General features: G+C 62.8%; 16 protein-coding genes. 5 read left to right on the forward strand and 11 right to left on the reverse strand.

Going from position 1 to position 21,392, the window contains the following annotated elements; translation table 11 throughout:
* The first annotated feature begins 164 nt into the window (after positions 1-164).
* The 3 genes from ABI_RS11705 (at position 165) to ABI_RS11715 (ending at position 2,874) form a co-directional block, all read left to right on the forward strand.
* Entirely contained in the window at positions 165-725 is a 561-nt protein-coding gene (locus ABI_RS11705; RefSeq protein ID WP_006273195.1) for a YdeI/OmpD-associated family protein, read from the forward strand.
* Positions 726-919: 194 nt separating this feature from the next.
* Entirely contained in the window at positions 920-1,417 is a 498-nt protein-coding gene (locus tag ABI_RS11710; protein WP_006273196.1) for a hypothetical protein, read from the forward strand.
* A 119-nt stretch (positions 1,418-1,536) separates the two neighbouring features.
* On the forward strand, positions 1,537-2,874 hold the full coding sequence (locus ABI_RS11715) for a calcium-binding protein (protein WP_006273197.1): 1,338 nt from the start codon (positions 1,537-1,539) through the stop codon (positions 2,872-2,874).
* 74 nt (positions 2,875-2,948) lie between these two features.
* Here the strand turns inward: ABI_RS11715 and ABI_RS11720 are convergent, their stop codons facing one another.
* The 4 genes from ABI_RS11720 to ABI_RS11735 all read right to left on the reverse strand — a co-directional run bounded on the left by ABI_RS11720 (position 2,949) and on the right by ABI_RS11735 (position 7,412).
* Entirely contained in the window at positions 2,949-4,838 is a 1,890-nt protein-coding gene (locus ABI_RS11720) for an ATP-binding protein (protein WP_006273198.1), read from the reverse strand.
* On the reverse strand, positions 4,835-5,545 hold the full coding sequence (locus tag ABI_RS11725; protein WP_006273199.1) for a response regulator: 711 nt from the start codon (positions 5,543-5,545) through the stop codon (positions 4,835-4,837). The genes ABI_RS11720 and ABI_RS11725 overlap by 4 nt, the downstream gene beginning before the upstream one ends.
* Positions 5,546-5,731: 186 nt before the next feature.
* Positions 5,732-7,096 carry a calcium-binding protein gene (locus ABI_RS11730; RefSeq protein WP_006273200.1) on the reverse strand — a complete coding sequence of 455 codons (1,365 nt, stop codon included), beginning with the start codon at positions 7,094-7,096 and terminating at the stop codon, positions 5,732-5,734.
* Positions 7,097-7,181: 85 nt separating this feature from the next.
* The gene (locus ABI_RS11735; RefSeq protein ID WP_040309185.1) at positions 7,182-7,412 is read right to left on the reverse strand and encodes a hypothetical protein; all 231 of its coding nucleotides are present in this window, start codon (positions 7,410-7,412) and stop codon (positions 7,182-7,184) included.
* Positions 7,413-7,592: 180 nt separating this feature from the next.
* Here ABI_RS11735 and ABI_RS11740 point away from each other — a divergent pair, with 180 nt between their 5' ends.
* Positions 7,593-8,129 (forward strand): DUF3237 domain-containing protein, encoded by a 537-nt coding sequence (locus ABI_RS11740; protein WP_006273202.1) that lies wholly within the window; start codon positions 7,593-7,595, stop codon positions 8,127-8,129.
* On the opposite strand, the gene ABI_RS11745 is transcribed toward ABI_RS11740, so the two are convergent.
* From ABI_RS11745 to ABI_RS11775, 7 genes are all read right to left on the reverse strand, one after another.
* Complete coding sequence (locus ABI_RS11745) at positions 8,126-11,362, reverse strand: glycosyl hydrolase (protein ID WP_006273203.1); 3,237 nt, start codon at positions 11,360-11,362, stop codon at positions 8,126-8,128. The two genes, ABI_RS11740 and ABI_RS11745, sit on opposite strands and share 4 nt — an antisense overlap.
* Positions 11,363-11,388: 26 nt before the next feature.
* Complete coding sequence (locus ABI_RS11750; RefSeq protein ID WP_006273204.1) at positions 11,389-12,564, reverse strand: MFS transporter; 1,176 nt, start codon at positions 12,562-12,564, stop codon at positions 11,389-11,391.
* A gap of 9 nt (positions 12,565-12,573) precedes the next feature.
* Positions 12,574-13,530, reverse strand: coding sequence for an alpha/beta hydrolase (locus ABI_RS11755; RefSeq protein ID WP_006273205.1), 957 nt, complete (start codon positions 13,528-13,530; stop codon positions 12,574-12,576).
* 3 nt (positions 13,531-13,533) lie between these two features.
* Positions 13,534-14,838: a glycoside hydrolase family 1 protein gene (locus ABI_RS11760; RefSeq protein WP_006273206.1), complete on the reverse strand. Its 1,305-nt coding sequence runs from the start codon at positions 14,836-14,838 to the stop codon at positions 13,534-13,536.
* A gap of 2 nt (positions 14,839-14,840) precedes the next feature.
* A complete protein-coding gene (locus ABI_RS11765; protein ID WP_006273207.1) occupies positions 14,841-16,139 on the reverse strand; it encodes a glycoside hydrolase family 1 protein in 1,299 nt (432 codons plus the stop codon).
* Between the two features lie 5 nt (positions 16,140-16,144).
* Positions 16,145-17,791 (reverse strand): carboxylesterase/lipase family protein, encoded by a 1,647-nt coding sequence (locus ABI_RS11770; RefSeq protein WP_006273208.1) that lies wholly within the window; start codon positions 17,789-17,791, stop codon positions 16,145-16,147.
* Positions 17,792-17,872: 81 nt separating this feature from the next.
* The gene (locus ABI_RS11775) at positions 17,873-20,179 is read right to left on the reverse strand and encodes a TonB-dependent receptor (protein ID WP_006273209.1); all 2,307 of its coding nucleotides are present in this window, start codon (positions 20,177-20,179) and stop codon (positions 17,873-17,875) included.
* A gap of 264 nt (positions 20,180-20,443) precedes the next feature.
* Between ABI_RS11775 and ABI_RS11780 the strand changes: the two genes are divergently transcribed.
* Positions 20,444-21,349 carry a LysR family transcriptional regulator gene (locus tag ABI_RS11780; protein WP_006273210.1) on the forward strand — a complete coding sequence of 302 codons (906 nt, stop codon included), beginning with the start codon at positions 20,444-20,446 and terminating at the stop codon, positions 21,347-21,349.
* Positions 21,350-21,392: the final 43 nt, after the last annotated feature.

A 21,392-nucleotide genomic window follows, 5' to 3' on the forward strand; every position in this document is an offset into this window, starting at 1 on the left:
AGGCCCGCGCCGGCATCTCACTATCGGGTCCATCATCGCGGATTACACCCGACCGCATCGAAGCGCTCGGCGCCCAAGTCAAATCCGCCGCCGACAGCATTTCGGAGCTGATCGGCGGACGACTGCTGTCATGATCGGGCGCCCAATAGCCGTAAGCGATCGCCATGACGCACCTCGCCTTTGAAACGCCCGACCATCTGTACGAATGGCTTAGGTCCAACCACGCCACGGCCACCGAACTGTGGGTCCGGATGTATAAGAAGGGTACGGGAACACCATCGGTCAATTGGGAGGAGTGTGTCGTCACCGCCCTGGCCTGGGGCTGGATCGACGGCGTAAGACGGACTCTCGACGAGGTATCTTTCCTTCAGCGCCTATCGCCGCGGCGCACCAAGTCCTCCTGGTCGCAAAAGAACCGCGACCATGTCGACTGCCTGATCGCCGAAGGACGGATGCAACCCGCGGGCCTGGTTCATGTCCAAGCCGCCAAGGCCGACGGCCGCTGGGACGCGGCCTATGCTGGATCGGCCGACATGGTCATGCCCCAGGACTTTCTCGACCCACTGCACGCCAATCCCGCCGCGCAGGCCTTTTTCGACACCCTCAGCCGTAGCGCGAAGTTCATCATCTACTACCGCCTTCACAGCGCCAAGCGGCCGGAAACGCGAGCCAAACGCCTGGCCGATATCCTGGACCGCCTGTCGCGTGGCGAAACCTGGACCTGACTTGGGATGTGATTTGGGACGTGACATCTTGCTTTTGGTTGCCGATGCGACTATCTAGCGCGCTTGCGGCCGTTCAGGACGGCCCGGCCCCACGAAAGGCGCAAGCCCTCCTGACGCGTAACCTGCGACCACAATTCGCTCTTTTGCGGCCTTCTCGGGATGGGGAAAAGGCCGGTATGCAAAGGAGATTTCCCATGCCGGATACGGCTTCCCCTTCCCTCGACCACTACAAACGCAACGCCGCGCGCCTGCTGAAACAGGCCCGCGCCGGCGATGCCGCTGCCCTGCAACGCTTTCAGCACCTGGACAATCCCCCCAAGGACCTCCATCTCAAACACGCCCTGGCCGTCATCGCCGCCGAGGCCGGTCACGACGGCTGGACGGCGCTGAAACATAGCACCACCGGCCTCGATTTTTCAGAGTTTTTCGGCGGACATGGACTGCGCGACAGCCTCAATCCGTGGTTCACCAACTACGACGAGGCCAAGGCGTTCCAGATGGATAATGGCGGTGTTTTGTTGCCGTACCGGCACCACTTCTTTGTCAGTTCGACGGCCATGCTGGCGCGGTTGGGCTTCGAGGAAGACCATGCCGACTGGCAAGCCATCGGCTTTGATTTCGTGCGTCCGGCGTCGGCCGAGTCGCAAACGCGGATCAAGGCCGGGCTGCATCGCCGGTTCTTCCCGGCCTGAAACCGCAGAGAAAGCAGCGCCAACCATCAGGGTTGGCGCTGCCCCGCAACCTTGCCCGTTAAGTTTTCATTTCCTATTCCACCCTAGCTTGCAGCACAGATCATCGAGCGGGGATTTCTATGAGCATTTTATCGACGTCGAAAAAGCTTTCCGCCCTTCAGACACAGCCGGCAGCCGCGGTCCTTCAGGCGCTGATAGCCGGCACAGGGATCGCCGACACTCTGAGCGGCGGGGTGGACGCAGACACGATATATGGCCTGGGCGGCCATGACAGCCTGTCCGGTGGCGAGGGCGATGACGTTCTGGAAGGGGCTACGGGGAGCGACACGCTGAACGTCGGTGACGCAAATGACTCACTGGAAGGGGGCTCGGGAAACGATCAGCTTTTCGGCGGCGACGGAAACGACACCCTGGTGGGCGGAACCGGGGCCGATACATTGGTCGGTGGCGCCGGAAACGATATCTACAAGATCGATAACGCGGGCGATGTCGTGGTGGACACCGACGAGTCGAGCTGGGACGAGATCCATACGAGCATCAGCCTGGTGATGAGCGACTCAGTGTCCGTGGTGGTGGTCGATCGGCCAGACAATGCCGGCCTGTCGATTACCGGTAACGCCGCTTACAACTGGATCTTTGGTGGCGGCGGCAATGACACCCTCCGCGGCGGTGAAGGGGCTGATGAGGTGCTGGGTGGCGGGGGTGACGACCGGTTAAGCGAGGGCACCGGCGACGACTACAGCTTTGGCGGCGATGGCCATGACACACTGGACGGCGGCGAAGGGAACGACTGCCTATTCGGTGATGACGGACGCGACCGTCTGGTCGGCGGCGAAGGCAATGATACGCTGTTTGCCGGCAGCGGTGACGACACCATGATCGGTGGCGAAGGCAATGATCTCTACTATATCGACTCGGCCGGTGACGTTTTCGTCGAAGGCCACGACGCCGGGATTGATGGCATCGCCACGAATATTACCTTCAGCCTGGTCGGAATTCAGATCGAAAACCTGAGCCTTCACGGCGTCGGCGCCTTTAACGGCACCGGCAACAGTCTGCATAACAAAATGCTGGGCAATGCCAACGCCAATATTCTCGACGCCGGCGCCGGGAACGACTCGATTAACGGCGGCCTCGGCAACGATACCCTGATAGGCGGCACCGGAAACGATACGCTCTTAGGGCAACTAGACAATGATGTCCTTACCGGCGGAAGTGGCGCCGATCTTTTCGTGTTCTACAAGCCCTTTGGGTTTTTTGACCCGGGCGACGGTATCGACACCATCACCGATTTTTATAACGACCGGATCGATATCCGGCAGTACACACGCGGCGTGGCCAAGCCCGACATGATCAGTCAGGCGGGATCGGATGTCGTGATCGATTTCGGCAACGGAAGCCTTGTTACAGTTCTGAATGCGGATCGGGCCGATGTACTGAGCCACATGGTGTGGTGAAGGGGGGGGGCAAGCGTCCGGAAAAAAGTCGCCCCACCACCACATCTCGCGAAGAGACGCGGGGAGGCATCAGATTATACGGCCGGGAGGTGAAGGTGTACGCCGGTACCGGTCGCGCCGCTTTCGATCGATAACCGCGCGCCGATCGATCGCGCGCGCTCCTGCATATTGTCCAGGCCGTGGCCGGATTTTTTGCCGGTCTTAATGCCCTGGCCGTCGTCGACAATGTCGATGCGCACCGGATGCGCCGCGTCAGCCACCGCCACGATGGCGATCTCGACGCTGCGGCTGGCGGCGTGTTTGAAGACATTGGTCACCGCCTCCTGAAGAATGCGGAAGATCTGAAGCACGGTTTGCGGTCCGTAGGCCGGCGTCGCACCTTCGCTCATATCGCGCCAGCGCAGCTCGATCCCGGCCGAGCTTAAACGCGGCTCGATGCGTTCGCGAAAGGCCGCCAAGGCGTCGCTCAACGAGTCGCCGGCCGAGTCCATCGAGTCGATCATCAGCCGCAATTCATCGACCATCACGCCCAAACTGCGGGTCAGATCGTCCTGCCCCACTGGCCCTTTGCGCGACGACAACAACAGCGCGATGAGCTGCCCCCCGATGCCGTCGTGCATGTCGCGCATGATACGCTGGCGTTCCTCATTCAGGGTTGCCACCCGCGCCATATCGGCCTGACGCTGATAACCTTCAGCCAGTTCGGCCTCCTTGCGTTTCAGTTCCTCCGCCAGATAGGCGTTGAGGTCGCCCGCCGACTGGAACAGGCGGATATTGTGCGACAGAAAGGCAAGGCCCAGGGCGACGATCAGCAGGGGCACCACCATCTCGAAATCGCTGTCGGCACGGTTCAACAGCCATTCGTTGACCCGGTCCGAAATCACAGTCGTCATGCATAGCAACAGGATGGCCAGTTGCAGGCTGCGCCCCTCCCGCCGCGACACCAGATGCCAGGCAAAGCGTGCCACGGCTGCCATGCCGACCGAGATGCCGAACAGATCGGTGGTGTCGGAAGCGAAGTCGAAGGCCGTTGTCGGGTTGGTGGCAAAGGCCACGGCAAAGGCCAGCAAGATCAACCCGCAAAGCCCGCAAACCGCCCAGCGCAGATAACGATAGCCGTGGCCGGTCCATACATCGATGAAGCAAAGCAAGGCCGCAGGTGCCAGATTGGCGACGGCGAAGTAGTACCAGATACGAAATTCCGGACTAAACGGCGGATCTTCCCAGCCGTAAAACAGGATCTTCAGCGAATAGAAGCCGGCCATCGCCCCCAGCCACAATAACAGCCCACGGTCGCGGGCGCGCCACGCCAGTACGAAGGCTGCGACCGCGACCAGACCGGTCATCACCCCGCCGATCAGCATGTATTCGTTCATGACGAAGCTGCGTTCGGCGGTGACGGCCTTCATGACGTCGTAGCCGCGCGGATCGATATAAGGTACATTAAAGTCGAACCACGGTATGACGTTGCGCGTCATGATGACGTCAATACGGTTGACGCCGGGCTGCAAGGCCGCCTCGGGCAGCCGGTACACCCGCCGGGTATTGCCGTGGTACGAGGCCGTGGGGGCGATCATCCGGCCTTCCCCCTGGACGATATGGCCATTGACCAGGGTGATGAAGTTGTCGACCGCCGGGCCGCTGACCATGCCCAACCCATCAGGCGGCACCTTGTCGAGCCGGATTTCGAACCTTATGGCCTGATAGTGCGCTTCGCAGCACGACTCCCACGGCAGGGTGGTGGGGGTGAAGGCCGCCGAACTCAGCGCCGCGACCGTCGGTGCCGGCAGTTCCGCCGCCTGGACGTTCAGAATCTCGTGGTTTTGCGGTTTGGCAAACTCGAACAGCCAGGGCTTGATCCCGGCCCACCAGGCCAGTTGCACGGCGACGATCACCAGGATGACCGGGATCAAGCGCTTCAGGCCGGCCGGCGACAGATCGGGTTTGGTAAAGGACCAGATCATGACGCAGGCCTTTCCGGCAAATCGATCAGTTTGTGCTGGATCGCTTCAAACACGGCTGCCCCGCGCGACTTGACTGACAGCTTGCGGTAGATGTTCTGGGTGTATTCGGCGACCGTGTGCGGCGACAGGTTCATCAGTCGCGCCACCGCCTTCTGGCTTAAGCCCTGGGCAATATGTTCCAGCATTTCTTTTTCTCGCGGTCGCAGCGGCGGATGGCTCGATGTAACCGGTTGCGCCTCCCCCTCGTCTGAAATCTTCAACAGGTGCCGCGCCGCACGCGAACTGATCGGGTTGACCCCGGCCAGGGCGGATCGGACATAGGACACCAGGTGTTCCGAGGTGGCGTCCTTCAGCACATAGCCGTCGGCGCCGGCCCTCAGGGTCTTGAGCACGCTGGCGCGGTCCTCGAAGACAGTGATGACCAGGAACTTGCACGCCGGCGCCTTCTCACGAATGGCGGCGATGACCTCCAGCCCGCCGCCGTCCGGCAGGCCGAGGTCCAGCAGGACCAGATCCGGAGCCTGCTCGGCAAAGGCGACGGCATGCGCCACCCGGCCGACCGCACCGATCACAGTCACTTCCGGTGCCGCCAGCAGGCTGTCGGCCAGATAGTGACGAAACAAAAGATTGTCCTCGACGATCAGCACGCGATAGCGCGCGGCTGTCTCCGACGTCTCCAGCCCCGAAGACGGGGTAAATGTGGTCACGTAACGCCCCTGTACGGCCTCTTTTTGTCGTCGAGGCCTGGGCTCATGAACGCATAACCTCGGTTTTTAGGCAACCCCTCGGTTTTTGGGGGTTGACGCGGCTCTACCCTGACAAAAAGAGGAGCGGCGTCCCGGGGGAAGACGCCGCTCAAGTGGGAGGTGTCGAGCCTGAGCTCGTAACGCGGCCTACAAAATATAGTCCGACGCGTCGATCTGGTAGTAGGGCATACCCGGCAGGGTAATCGTAAAGTGCTCGCCCTGGGGACCACTGAACACAAGTTGCGCATCGGTCGTGCCCGGCACATTGGCCAGATGGCCGCCCCAGCCGCCACCCTGAAGCAGGGAGATGTCGATCTTGTCCAGGCCGTTCTCGAAGTGCAGGAAGGTCTGGTCGCCCAGTTGCGGATCGACCACAAAGATATCAAGCAGACCATTGCCGCCATTGCTGAAGGCCGGCTGCGGCGGTGGCGCGATCAAGGCCGATGTCCCCCCGATCATGTCACTCACTTGCAGCAGATGGCCGTTGACAACGCCCTGCAAGGTGACGGTCACGGTGTTGGCGCCCTGGGTCAGGGTCAGCACGGTATTGGTGTCGACCTGGACGGCGCTTCCCACCCACGTGCTGCCGGTTGTCAGCCCAAAGTCCGAAACATCCAGCTTGTCGATACCCAGCTTGAAATCGGAAATGGTCACCGCCCCGGCATTTGTCCGGATAACGAAGGTGTCCGTGGCATTGTCACCGTAGCCTGCGAAGCTGTAGTTGCCGGTCAGCCGGTCATTGCCGCCGTCGGCGATCAGCCGGTCGGCCCCGGCCCCGCCCCACACATCGTCATGACCACCGCCGCCGGCTATGGTGTCGTTGCCGGCGGCGCCGTCCAAGACGTTGCGGCCGCTGTTGCCGGTGAAACTGTCGTTCAGCGCAGTGCCGGTGGCATCATCGATGCTGATCAGGGTGCCGTAGTTACCGGCATTGAGGCTATAGGCACCGGTGGTCAGGTTCACCGTCGCCGCCAGGCCGGAAATATCGCTGAAATTGGCCGAACCCCCGCCGACGCCACCGTCCAGGGTATCGATCCCGCGTGAGGCGTAGAGCGTATCGTAGCCGTTGCCGCCCTGGATCAGGTTGTTGCCGGAATTGCCCTTGATGATGTCGCTGAAATCGCTGCCGACCACGTTTTCGAGGTTGCGCAAGGAGTCCGTCCCCATGGCACCCGACAGATTACCGTCGCGCGAAAACCCGGCCGTCGCGCCCTGGTTCAGCTCGATCCACATGCCGTTGACGGCGCCGGCATAGGAGACGGTGTCGACGCCCGCGCCGCCGTCAACCAGGTCGTTGCCGGCGCCGGCATTGAGGACGTCACTCCCGCCACCGCCCAGCAGGGTGTCGTGGCCATTCCCGCCCGCCAGGACGTCATTATTGTTGCCGCCGTCGATATAGTCATTGCCGTCACCACCGTTCAGCGTGTCATTGCCGTTATTGCCATACAGGACATCGTCGGCCACGCCGCCATTGTAGAGATTGCTCTGTCCGTTACCGTTGAAATAGGCCATTACCCTCACCCTGTTCTTGCGAATTTGTGAGCGTAATCATGAATTTAGACGCAACCGACGACAATCCCCCCAAACCGAGGGGCTGTTATGGCGCTCCGAGCGACGTCCGAGCCGCCACGGGGTTGCCCCGGCTTTGATGGCGCAGACGCCTGCCGAGATGCGAACTGAGCTTGGCGGCGACCAACAAACCGCCCGCCACGACAATAGCGGTATCGAACAGGTTCCAGTGTCCGGGCGTCAACCGGTTGGATATAAAAATGAAGCCCACCACGACGGCGGCCACCATGAGACATGAGACAATCGTTTCCCGGATCATGAGCTGACTCCTGTTTGCGCCCTGTTGTTATGTTGCGCAAAAACCCTGTTCTCAGCAGGTAACCATGATCCGCGAGCGTGGAATAATCATAAGGATGATGGGTTGGCATTCAGCGAATGAATGATTTGCAACGGCCGAGCAAAGGTAAGTATACTCCATACCTAATCAGGGAGACGCACCATGGACCGGCGACAGTTTCAACTCACTCTGGCGGCCGGTTTGGTCACGGCTTTTCCCGCGGCGGCCACCGAAAACGCACCGACTCAGCCGCACCTGACGCACCTCTGCAACATCACGGCCCGCCTTTTGCCTCCGGTCGATATCGGCGAAGGCCCTCAAGGCCGGCGGCGGCTGATCCCTATTTCCGGCGGCGAAGTTACTGGAGAACGGCTGAGGGGCACACTTCTGCCCGGCGGGGCCGATTTCCAGCGCATCCGGCCCGATGCGGTGACGGAAATCCAGGCGCGCTACGTCATCGAGACCCATGACGGCCATAAGGTCTATGTCGAAAACACCGGACTTCGGCGCGCCCCGCCCGAGGTCATGGCGCGTCTGATGAAGGGCGAGGTCGTCGATCCGGCTCTGGTCTATTTCCGCTCGACCCCGCGTTTCGAGGCGCCAGACGGTCCCTATACCTGGCTGGAGCGCTCGCTGTTTTTGTGCTCCGGGGCACGCTTCCCGGAGCACGTGGTTTTGCGGCTTTTCGAAGTCACCTAGTTCTTCGTCATCAAGGTCACCGGCCCGATCAGACCCGATGGCCGTAGCGGGGCGTCCGGCGTATAGGTGGGGGCCGCCGTGAAGGTCACCTTCTGCACGCCGGGCTGGGCGTCGCCGATCAGCCGGTTGACCCATAGATTGGCCACCCGGATCTCGATCAGGTTATCGCCCTTGGTGACCAGCGCGCCGATGTCGAGGCGGTACGGCGCTTTCCAGGCGATACCGGCGGGCTTGCCGTTGACGAAGACCTCGGCGACGTCACCAACCTGGCCGAGATCCAGCCACTGCGAACCACCAGGCTTGGCCAGGGCGACCGTCCTGCGATAGATCGTGGTGCCGGAAAAGTACTTCACGGCTGGATCAACACTGTCGCTCAAAGATCCAAGACCGGCGGACATTGCCTTGGGGGCCGCCAGTCCATCGAACGACACCTGCCAGGGACCATCGATGGTCTTGACCGGCGTCCAGGTGGCGGGTTTGACATCGGCGGAGGTCGCGGTGGCCGGCTCTCGGAAGATGACGAAGAACGAATCCTGCGCGGCGAAGTCCAGCGGCACCACGGTGACGTCGCCTTCGATGCGGTAGCTGACGCGTTCGCTTTGGCCGGTGTCGGCGCGCCAGATTTCCGGCGTCTTGCCGGTGACGCGGAAGCGGGCCTCGGTCCTGACCGGCGCGTTGCCGCGGTTGTTGACGTAGTAGAGGTCGCCGTCGTCGGTCTTGCGGTGGACGAACAGTATCTGGCCATTGGCGTCGAAGTCCGGCGTGACGCCGATCGAGGCGAGCGCTGGTTCGATAGCCTTGCCTGAGATAACGTTGCCGTTCCACAGGCGCGCGACCAGGGCCTTGAACTCGGCCGGATCGTCCGACAGGGCGGGCGAGGACACCGGCGCCTCGCCGACAATGGTCGCCCCGGCATCGGCCAGTTCGGCGATGCGGCGCAGGGTCGGCAAGGTCATTCGCGCACTGCTGCCGCCCAGATACAGGACGCTATAGCGCGCGCCGCTCCTGGCCACCAGGTCGCCGTGCTGGACGCTAAGCTGGTTCAGCAGGACGTCAGGATTGACGAAGTCATAGGCATAGCGCACCGGCGCATCCGGCACGGCCTTGCCGTGGAACAGGGTGACCAGTGGCGCTTCCTCGCCGTAAAAGTAGGCGACATCGGCATGGTTTCGGCCCTGCTGCAGCAGATAAGCATTGCGCGCAATATAGTCGACCCACGGCCGCGCCATGCCGGCCCAGGTTTCGTTGCGGTTGAAGTACTGACCGAAAATCATCAACGACAGGCCGGGTTTCTTGTCGTCGCCCAAAGGCTGATGGACCGAAGTATGGATGACCGGACGGTTGACGCCGCTTGCGAACTCCAGATCGATCATCGGCCGCAGGTCCGAGGGTGCAAAGGCCCAGGGCGAAAAGGCCGCCGTCAGGGATTCGGCCGCGACGAGGTTCTGGCCGTAGATATGGGCGACCGAAGCGGCGCCCTTCATGTCGGCCACCGCCGTCATGTCGGGGCCGGATTGCGGGCGGTAGGTCCACATGGCGGCCATGGGGATATCGGCGTGGCGGCGCACGGCCATGTCGTCGCCCAGGGTGACGCGGATGCTTTCCAGGGCTTCGCCATAGACGGTCAGGCCGTGTTCGTGGGCTACCTTTGCCACCGTACCGTAATGCTGCTCGGCCATCAGCTCGGCCAGGGTGCGGCGATAGTCGTAGAGGAAGGCATCGGTTTTCGCCCGGTCGCCGATGATGGCGCCGGTCAGGGCTGGCAGCCACGGCGCCAGATCATAACCCCGCAGCCGTTTGAACTGGGCCGGCAGGTTGGGCGTCCAGTTGGACGAGCCGACCTCGATGCTGTCGGTGACGATGGCGCGCACGCCTTTCGCCCCGACCAGGTCCGAGCCGGCAGCCTGCTTGTACTTAGCCAGATAGGTTTCGAGATAGGCGCGCACCGCGACGCCGTCATACTTGTCGACCTCTAGGCCGGTGGCTTCGGGGGTGGCCGGATGGTTCTCGGTGCCGGTCAGCGACCAGCCCAGCCGAACGATCTTCCACCGCCCTTTCGGCGGGGGCCAGTCCAGCGTGCCGTCGGGTTTGACCCTGGCCGTCAGGTCGATGACGGCCTTGGGGTCGATGCCGGCTTCGGCCGCGTCGAGACCCGTATCTAGCCCATAATAGTCGTCTACCGTGGCAAACCCCGCCTTGGCTTCGAACTGGTTGACCGCCGGATCTTCCGACAGGCGCAGCTGCGTCAGACGCAGTCCGGCGGGCTTGCCGAAGCTGGCGAACGGTCCTAGATCGGCGCCCGGCAACGGGGCGAAGGCCGGATTAAACGGCTTGGGTGCGGCGGTGATGACCAGGCGGAAGTGGGCAGCGCGGACGGGGGCAAAGCCGGCCGTGCTCGGGACCTGACTCAGCGGGATCTCGGCCACCTTGCGCCAGGTCTTACCGTCTTCGCTGGATTCGAGCACCGGCAGGAAGGGCGCCTTGTCGAAGGTCGAGGCGAGACCCGGGAAAAAGACCGTGGCCGAGCGGATGGTTTGCGGGCTGGCATAGTCCATTGTCACGATCACCGGCGCTTCGGCGGTCGGGGTGGCTAGGTCTGCGCCCAAAGCCGGGGTGACCGTCGCCGCCGCGACGGGCGCGGACACCGGCACGGCAAAGACGGCGATCTCGCCGCCGGCCTTTTTCAGGGTCGCCGGATCGGGCGGTGGGCCCATTATGTCGGCGGCCTTGGGGATGTCCTGAAAGGCCCCGGTCATGGTGGGTACGAGCGCCAATCGGATCGTCTGTTTCTTGCCGCCGTCAACGACGGTTTCGCTCCACACCAGCTTCTTCATGCCGTCTTTCGGCGCCACCCACGGCCCGCCGGTTTCGCTCCAGCCCGGTGAGGCGGCGATACCGAACTCCAGGTTCAGGCTGTCGGCGGTTTGGGCGGCGTAGCGGAAGGCCTGGCTCCATTCCGGCGTCATGTAGACGAGGCGCTTGTCGACCACCTGGGGCGTGATCAGGGCGGCGTCGAAGTTCTGCAGGCCGCCGATGCCGGTCCGGCTCATCCATTCGAGGTCCTTGCGGATGCCTTCCTGGGTTATGTTGCCGTTCATCCAGTGCCACCACACGCGCGGCCGGGCCGACTGCGGCGGATTGGCAAAGCCATCCGAGAGCGTGTCGGCGTGGGCGGCGATCGGCGACACCAGGCAGGAGGCAGCGAGCAGCAGGGCAACAAAACGGGAGGACATGGATCCGGACTCCGGGGGTAAGCTATCTATACGGTTTTGGCGGCGGAGCGCGGTAACAGTGCCGCGATCAGGCTGAGCACGGCAGCCGCAACCGCGGCCGCCCCCAGAGCCTGTATGGCGGCCCCTAGGCCATGAAGCTGCGCGGTCAGGGCCAGGACCAGGACCGGGCTGATGAAGTTGCCGAGGAAGAAGGCCGTCTGCCAGCCGCCGGTCCCTGCCCCGCGCTGGGCGAAGTCGAGCCGCGCCATGATGGCCGTCAGCACCGCCGGCAGGGTGATGCCGCAGCCCAGGCCGGTGATGACGATGCCGGCGCAGGTTACCGGATAGCTGCCGTCACCGACAAACAGGAACAGGCCGCCGGCGATCATCACGAACGCCAGCACCAGGTGCTGCGACAGTTTCCAACGCGCCGTCAGTTTGAAGATCAAGCCCCCGACCGGCACGGCAATACCGCCTATGGCGCTGGTCAGGCCGATCATCTGGGGCGCACCCATGCCGCGTTCGGTCAGCAGGAACGGCGTCTGAATCGGGATTAGGAAAAACAACGTAGCGGCAAACAGGCCGATAACATACAGCGGAAACACCTTGCCCAATGGGAAGCGCGTCCTTGTCTCTGACACCTCATGTTTCGGCTCGCTGATCAGCAGCATGACCAGCGGGATAAACAGCAGCCCCAGGCCGTAGACCATGAACGGCACACGCCAGCCAAATTCACCAAGAACACCGCCAATGGCCACGAGGACCACGGCTGCGACCGACGCCGTACCGGTCTGGACGACCAGCCAGTTTTCACGCCGCGCGCCTTTGAAATAATCGCCCAGAAGCGTGGTCGAGGCTGTCATGAAACCCGACTCGGCCAGACCGACACCGACTCGCGACAGGATGATATGGTCGAGACTGGTCAGGAAAAAGGGCGCAAGGCCGCACACCAGATAGATCACCAGCGACAGCAGCAGGACGCCCTTGCGCCCGGCCTTGTCGGTGATCCAGCCGGCGAGCGGCGCCGTCAACGCTACCACTAAGGCCGGCACAGCCAGGGCCAGGATGCTCTTGGTCTGGGCCATCGGATCGTCTGGAAAAGCCGCCGCGATCGCCGGCAGGACCGGTGCGATCAGCAGGGCCGCCGCCACCGAAAGGGTCGACAGGAGGCAGAGCAGCAGGCCTTGCGCCGCCGTCCCCTCCCCGGTTTGGGTCTGCGTCATGGTCCTGTCCTACTTGGCTGAAGTCAGGTGTTCGGAGACCAGCCAGTTGTAATAGTCTTCGATCCAGTGCTCGGAGCTGGTGCCCGTCTTTCGCATGCCGAAACCGTGGCTGCCGCGGGCATAGATGTGCAGCTCCACCGGCTTGCCGGCTTCGCGCCAGGCGTCGAAGATCGGCACGCTGGCATAGCCCAGCAGCGGATCGTCGGCCGCCAGGGCGACAAAGGCCGGCGGGGCATCAGCCGGGACCGGGCGCGGATGCATGGCGCCGTAGATCACACCGACAAAGTCCGGGCGCGAGGTCGCCGTGTAGGTGGTGGCGACATTGGTCGTGGTCATGCCGCCGGCCGAAAAGCCCATGAAACCGACCTTGTGCGGGTCGATGCCGTAGTCGCTGGCGTGGCTGCGGACATAGTCGACCGCGGCCAGACCATCCTGGGCCGCCAGGCTTTCGGCAGGGGATTCGATCTCGCCATGAGTCATTTTCGGTGGCGCCTTGCCCATGCGTTCGCCCAAGGTGCGAACCAGGCCGTCGATGTCATGCGGCGTCGGATCAACGCGGTAGGTCAGGACAAAGCAGGTAATGCCGCGCGCCGCCAGGTATTTGGCCACCTCACGGCCTTCGGTGTCAAAGGCCAGGGTTAGGAAGGCGCCGCCCGGCGCGATGATCACCGCCGTGCCGTTGGCCGTGCCCGGCGCCGGCAAGACCGGATAGATCGCCGGCTGGGTGACGTTGCGCGCCGTCAGATAGCCTTCCATGGTCTCCCATTGCGTGTCCGACGGAGAGCCCATGGCGCCGAGGGGGATCGGGGTGATATCGGGCGCAGGCGCTGGCTTCAGTTGCTGTTTCATGACGGCCATAAAGCCTTCGAATCCGGCGGGCGGTCCGCCTGCGGGTGCCTGGGCGAAGGCCGGTACGGCCAGGCTGAGGGCAAGCAGGGACGCAAACAGCGAAAAGGGGCGTTTCATGAATCAGATCCTGTTGGCTTTGGCGATTTGGCCGAGTCGTACGGCGCTCGGCTTGAGGGTGCGTTGCTGAGTGGTGCGATCGACCGCGACCAGGCCGATCTGCTTGGCGTAACCGGACACCCAGTTGAAATTGTCCAGAAGTGACCAGTGGATGTAGGACCGGACCGGCAAGCCATCCCTCAAACAGTTGGCGACACCGGCGACGGCGCGGTTGATGAACTCGACACGACGGCTGTCGTCGGCGATCGACACACCGTTTTCGGTGACATAGACGGGCTTGCCGGTCTGTTCCCAGGCATAGCGGATCGAGGCTTCCAGCGCTTCCGGCCAGAATTCCTCGCCGTTCTGGTTGAGCTCGGCGCCAGGATCGGGGTGCACTGTCCCCTTTGCGTCGATGCGGGCCCGGCTGTAGTTCTGGACGCCGATAAAGTCGCACGACCTGGCCGCCTCGAGCCACGGCCCATAGCATTGGGCGCGCTTCTCGTCGCGCCGGCTGTTGTCGCCGACCGCCTGGTCGTCGTGCAGGGCGATCGTCACCCCGACCGGAAAGTCGCCCGGCCCCGACTTGATGACCTCATAGGCCTTGTGGTGTGCCGCGATCAGGATCGGCTGCATGCGCTCCAGGTTGCCGAACTGAATCGACGAAAACAAAGGCGTTGCGGTAAGCTTGGCCGCGTCCGTCATGGCCTGTTCCATACCGGCAATGACAAAGCCCGGCAGCATCCAGCGCAGCAGGACACCCAGTTGCGGTTCGTTGAAGGTCGCCGCCACCGCCACATAGGGACCAATGGCCTTGGTGGTATATTCGCAGAAGCGTGCGAACAGATCGACCGCCTCGGGTTTCTCGAACCCGCCATTGGCCGCGAACCATACCGGCACGGCATAGTGATTATAGGTCAGCACCGGTTTCACGCCGTGTTTCAGGCAGGCCTGGGACACCTGGACATAGTGGTTCATCTCGGCGGCGGAAAACTCACCGCGGGCCGGTTCGATACGTGCCCATTCCAGCGAAAAGCGGAAGCTGTTCAGTCCCAGTTTCGCCAGCATGGCGATGTCCTGTTCGAACAGGTGGTAGTGGTCGTCCGCGTCGCGCGACGGCTCCTTGAAGGGCGAGACCTTCAGGTGTTCCAGCAGCCACATGTCGGAATTGACATTGTTGCCTTCGACCTGGTGGCCGGAGGTCGCCGCGCCCCACAGGAAGTCGTTGGGGAAGCTGTAGCCGGCCTTGGCGGTACCGGCCTTGGCGGAGTTTGCGGCCAGGAGAGCGCCGGAAGCAGCCATAAGGGAGCGGCGGTCAATTCCGGACATGGTCATATCCGGTTCGCTTTGGCGATCTGGCCCAGGCGGACGGCGCTCGGTTTGACGGTGCGCTTCTGGGTCGTGCGATCGACCGCGATCAGGCCGAACTTCGGGCCATAGCCGCCAACCCACTCGAAATTATCGATCAGAGACCAATGCAGGTACGACTTCACCGGCACCCCGTCCTTCAGGCAGTTGGCCACGCCCTTGACTGCACGGTTGATGAACTCGACGCGGCGGGTGTCATCCTCGGTGGCAACACCGTTTTCGGTGACATAGACCGGCTTCTGCGTTTCGGCATAGGCATAACGGATCGAAGCCTCCAGCGCTTCCGGCCAGAACTCTTCGCCCATCTGGGTCAGTTCAACGCCTTCCTCCGGATGCATCGGCCCCTTGGCGTCCACGCGGATACGGCTGTAGTTCTGCACACCCACAAAGTCACTGGCGCGCGCCGCTTCCAGCCACGGCCCGTAGCATTGATTGATCAACTCGCCGGCGCGGCTCCCCTCGCCCACGGCCTGAACGTCGTGGAAGGCCATGGTCACGCCGACAGGGAAGTCGCCCGGACCGGCCTTGATGGCCTCATAACCCTTCTTATGCGCCGCCAGCAGGTTGGGCAGCATCTTGTCCTGGTTGCCGAACTGGATGCTGGCGAAGCGATCGCTGGCGGTCACCTTGGCGGCCTCCGCCATCATCTGCGGGAAGGAGGCCAGGACGAAGTCGGGCAGCATCCACTTCAGAACGTAGCCCAGTTGCGGCTCATTGAACGTCGCCGCCACCGCAATATAGGGCCCCATAGCCGCCGTGGCATATTCGCAGAAACGGGCGAACAGGTCGGCCGATTCCGGATTTTCGAACCCGCCATTGGCGGCGAACCACACCGGCACGGCGTAATGGTTGTAAGTCACCACCGGCTTGACGCCATGCTTCAGGCAGGCCTGGGCGACCTGGACATAGTGGTTCATCTCGGCGGCCGAGAACTCACCGCGCGCCGGCTCGATACGCGCCCATTCCAGGGAAAACCGGAAGCTGTTCAGGCCGAGTCTGGCCAGCAGCGCGATGTCCTGCTCGAACAGGTGGTAGTGGTCGACCGCGTCGCGCGACGGCTCCTTGAAGGGCGAACCCTTGACGTGTTCGATCAGCCACATGTCGGAATTGACGTTGTTGCCTTCGACCTGGTGGCCCGAGGTCGCCGCGCCCCACAGGAAGTCCTTGGGAAATTTGAACTCGCCCGATTTGGCAAACGACGGCCCGGCGGCCAGCAGACCGGCAGACGCGGCCAGAAGGGAACGGCGATCGAGGTAGGTCATGGCGGTTACTTTCGGGGGCCGGGTGCACTGAGAAGATTGATCAGGTCGCGGTCGTGATCGACCTTGGCCTGGGAGTGGGTATCGAGGATCATGGTGGCGCCGCCGGCGGCCGTATAGCGGTCCCACTTCGGCAGGCCGGGGGTGTTAGGATCACCGTTCGTGGCGAAATTGATCCAAGCCTGGCTGACGACATCGGCCAATTTCTGGACCTCCGCGCCACCACCATTGCTCTGGATGCCCGCCTCGATATTGTCGAAGGTGAAGGCCAGGTCGGACGAATGACCGCCGGCCCAGGCATAGTCCAGCACCGGCGATTGCCAGGCGAACAGGTAGGTATAGACCGGTGCCGGTTGTGCCGCCTTCATGGTGGAGGCCCGCAAGGTGCCGGCGCGGCCCATGATGTCGACCATCGGCCATTCGCCCGGCTTCATATCGGGATAGGCCTTTTTGTAGGCCGCCAGAACGGCCGGGGCGCGGTCGCCGTAGCGTTTGGCGAAGAAGGCCAGGGCCTCGGTTTCGCCCCAGGTTTCATGGCCGGCCAGGTCGGGGTTCGGGAAGCGCTGGAACTCGTTGAGCGTGCTGCCAATCAGCAGCGGGACATTGGCCGATTGCGCCGGCGCGCCGGTGACGAAGGGCGCCGCGGGCAGGACCTTGCCGTCGACCATCGGACCCCAGTTGACCAGCGGGAAGCCCAGAGGCCCACCGCTGCCCGGGGTGATCTCGGCGCTGATCTTGCGCAACGCCCGATCACCGGCGGCGCTCAGTTGGTCGTACGGCAGCGCTTTGAGACCGGCGACATCGCCGGGTTGCAGGCCGGCTTCGGCGATGATGGCTTCTGCCACGCGACGCGCCAGCGCCTGGTCGCCGCCTTTGGGATTGGGCGGGCCCATAATGCCACTCTGGATGATGGCCTTGTCGTAGAGGCCCTGGGCCTGGGGCATGGCCAGCAGGGTCGAAACCTTGCCGCCGCCACCCGACTGGCCGAAGATGGTGACATTGTCCGGATCACCGCCGAAGGCCGCGATATTGTCGCGCACCCACTCCAGCGACGCGACGATGTCGAGCATGCTGACATTGCCGGATGCAGCATAGTCGGCGCCGTAGGACGACAGGTCGAGGAAGCCCAGGACGTTGAGGCGGTGGTTGATAGAGACCACGACGACGTCTCCGCGCTCGGAGAGGCGCGTGCCGTCGTAGAGGGGCAGGTCCATCGATGAGCCGCTGAAATAGCCGCCGCCATGCAGCCACACCATGACCGGGCGCTTTTTGCCGTCGTTCAGGCCCTGGGTCCAGATGTTGAGGTTCTGGCAGTTTTCCGACTGGGGCCAGTAGCGGTTGTCGGAGATGAAGGTCTGGGGTTCGCGCAGTTCCGTCCCGACCGCCTGGGGGCAGACATTGCCGTAGGACAGGGCCGGCCGGACATTGGTCCAGGCGGCCGTCTTCTGCGGCGGCATGAAGCGCTGGGCGGTGGCGTAGGGAATGCCGCGGAAGGTGAACACGTCGTCGCGGCGGAAACCCTGGACCGGCCCTGAGGTGGTGGTAGCGATGGCGGTTTTGGAGGATGCCACCAGGACGCTGTCGCCGGCAACGGCCGGAACAACCGCCGCAAAGGCCAGGGTGACGCTCAGCATCAATCCGGAAAAACGCTTCATAACTCACTCCTGTTGGAAAAGGTGCCGGTGCCCCCCATGGGGAGGGGCACCGGCCAATGGTCCTCACGGGAGGGAGGAGTCTTAGAACCGCGCGTCGAGGCTGATGCCGACCTGGCGGAAGGATTGCGGCGACAGCATCTGGCCGATCGAGCCGGTCGAGCCATCCGGGAAGTTGCGGATGCGCAGGACGGGTTCGTGTTCGTTGCCCAGGTTGCGGCCGTACAGCGACAGGGTCCAGTTGCTGCTGACGCTGCGGATCCCGATGCGACCGCCGGTGATCCAGTGGGCATGGTAGAAGACGTCTGGACTGGAGGCCGCGTCGTAGCGGATCTTCGACTTGAAGGTCGCATCGAACGAGATGAAGCCGTCCAGCGCCGAGTTTAGCGTGTGGCTGTATTCGCCACCGATGTTCAGCTTCCACTTCGGCGCCAGTGCCAGTTGCGTGCCACCGATATTGCTGCCGTCACCGCCGATAAAGCCGTCGGGATAGGTGGCGCTATTGTAGATCACACCGGCGTTGACGTTAAGGCCATCGACCACGCGGCCGGAAATGCTGGCCTCGACACCCTTGGAAATGACCTGAGGGATATTGGTCGGGGTACAGTTAAGCCCGCCGGTGCTGACGGCGACGCAGACCTGGCCCTGATAGTCCTTCATGTCGATATAGAAGGCGTTTAGATCGGTGAACACCCGGCCGCCCATCAGGGTCGACTTGATGCCCGCTTCGAACGCGGTCGGCAACTCAGGACGGATGATGGTCGGCGGGGTCGGATCCGATGCGGCGCCCTGGGCGATCTGCGGCCCCTTGTAACCACGCGAGACCGTGACGTAGCCCATATTGGCTGAGTCGAATGTGTATTGCGCCCCCAGCTTGACCGACACATTGTCGATCGACTTCTCGGCGCTCTTGCGGGTGATGACCGGCGTGTCGGCGACATAGGTCAGGTGGAAGTTTGGCACGAAGACCGGCACCACGTGCTGGGACTGGCTGCCCATGTCGACATAATCGACGGACAGGGTTTCATGGTTCAGGCGGGCGCCGGCAATGAGCCGCAGCTTGTCACTGACCCGCCAGGTCGCCTGGCCGAAGACGGCGTAGGATTCGTCCTCGATATCGATTGCCGACCCGAGATTGTCCACCGGACGGAAAGGCCCAATCGGGCCGGGCACGATGACGCTGAAACGTTGCGGTGTGCGGCTGGACTTGTAGTTCGAATAGAAGGCCCCGACCGTATATTCCAGTGCCGCGCCGGTTGGCGAGGCGATGCGGAACTCCTGGGTGAACAGGTCTTCCTTGCCGTACTGGTCGCCAATTTGCAGTTCGGGATGATAGTCATCCAGGCGGAAAATGTTCAGATTGTTGGGGCCGACATCCTGTTTGCGGCTGGAGGTGATCGAGGTGAAGGTCAGGTTGTCGAACTCGTAGTCGACCTGGGCCGACACCGCCTTGGTCTCGAAATTGTTGTGGATACCGGTATTGGAGCAGTAGTCGCGGTTGCCGTCACCGGCAGTGATGCCGCAGGCGGCCAGGACGGCGCCGATCTGGCCTGACTGGGCGTTGTTGGCGACCTTCTGGATGGTGAAGAAGTCCAGCCCGTCGTCGTCGACCTTGGCATATTCGCCGATCAGGTTCAGAGTCAGGCGGTCATTGACCTGCCACAGCAGCCGGGCGCGGGCGCTGTCGGTACGGTGGTCGTCCAGCTTGCCGGTCAGGGCATTGCGGTTGACGCCCTGACGGTCGTTGCGGCTGGCCGAAACACGCAGGGCGGCGGTTTCGCCCAGCGGTATATTGACCAGGCCCTGAACGACCTGCTGGCCGTATTCGGAGCCCATCGTGCCGAAATCGGAGAGCTCGGCGCGGACGCGGCCGCTGAAACGGCCCAGTTCCGGCTTGTTCGTCACGATGTTAATGACGCCGGCCGAGGTGGTCAGGCCGAACAGGGTGCCCTGGGGGCCCTTCAGCACCTCGATGCGGGCAACGTCGAACAGGTCGGGTGTGTTGATATTGCCCTGCGACACCTGGTCGATAACCACGGCGACCGATCCGGTGGCGCCACTCTGGAAGGACTGGGTGCCGATGCCGCGGACTTGACCGCCGCCGCCGACGCTCTGGCCGGATGCCTGCTGCATTTCCAGCGCGGGAGCGATGCGTTGCAGGTCCGCGATCGAATTGACCTGGAGGCGCTCCAGTTGCTTGCCGCTGGCCACCGTAATGGCGACGGGCACGTCCTGGAGCTTCTGTTCACGCTTTTGTGCGGTCACGACGACGACGCTGTCGTCGACGGGGGCCGTCGCGGGCGCAGCCGTGTCCTGGGCGAAAGCGGCGGCGCTTAAGGTAGCGAAACTGACGGTGGCCATAAGGCCGGTGATGGCATTGCGACGGATCATGTGGTCGCGTCTCCCCTGGTTGGGTGCTCCATTATTTTCTGTATGCGGAGCAGCGTTTCTCTCTGGTGCCGGCGACTTGGTGCGCCGTTTTCTTGCATTGTCAGGCTATGGGAGGTCGCCCTGCGCGTAAAATTCAATCGTTCAATGCGATCCATAAGCTGGGGTTATGGCTTGCGGAACGCGGTTGACTGTGATGATTGTTGAGTACAAAACGCGCAAAGACGCGAATAGTTATAATAAATAACTGAAAACACAGAGGGAAAGATGCGCTTTCACCGGCTCGACCTCAATCTGCTCGTCATTCTGGACCACCTGCTGCAGGGCAAGAGCGTCAGCCAGACGGCGCAGTTCCTAAGCCTGACCCAGCCGGCGATCAGCAATTCCCTCGCCCGGCTGCGCGTTCATTTCGAGGACGAGCTGTTCGTTCAGGTCGGCCGGCGGCTGGAACCGACGCCATTCGCCAAGACCCTGGCCGAACCCGTCAAGACGGCCTTGCAGGATATCGAACGCATCATCATCGCCCGGTCAGACTTCGATCCGGCGACGGCGGAACGCGACTTTACCCTGGTCTGTTCCGACTATGTCTATACGGCCTTCCTGACCCGGGTCATCCGCAAGCTGGCCGTCATCGCCCCCAAGGTCAATATCCTGGTCATGCTCAATTCCGAAATGACCTCGCCGCTGCTGAACGATGGCCAAGTCGATTTCCTGATCACGCCGCAGGGCTTGACCTTTCCGCTGCATCCGTCCGTGCCTTTGTTCAGCGACGACTTTTCGTGCATCGTGTGGACCGGCAATGAAGAGGTCGGCGACAGCCTCACGCGCGAGCAATATCTCGACATGCGCCACGTCAGCGTGACCCTGGGACCGAAAAATCCCAAGCATATCGAGCAGAAGTCGCTGGATATGCTGAACATCGAACGCCGCATCGTGGTCTATACCCCAACCTTCAATGCCGTGGCGGATACGGTAGTGGGAACGCCCTATATTGCGACCGTGCATTCGCGCACCGCCCGCCTGTTCGCCGATCGTCTGCCCTTAAAGGTGCTGAAAGCCCCCGTCCCGATCGCCACCTTTACCGAATGTCTGCAATGGCACCGCAACAAGGACGCCGATACGGGTACGCTTTGGCTGAAGGAATTCCTGGTCGCCTGCGCGCGCGATTTCTGATCCGTCCATAAATACTGCTTATGGGTCATATGGGCCGATTGAA

The sequence above is a fragment of the Asticcacaulis biprosthecium C19 genome, from assembly GCF_000204015.1.
Lineage (GTDB): Bacteria > Pseudomonadota > Alphaproteobacteria > Caulobacterales > Caulobacteraceae > Asticcacaulis > Asticcacaulis biprosthecius.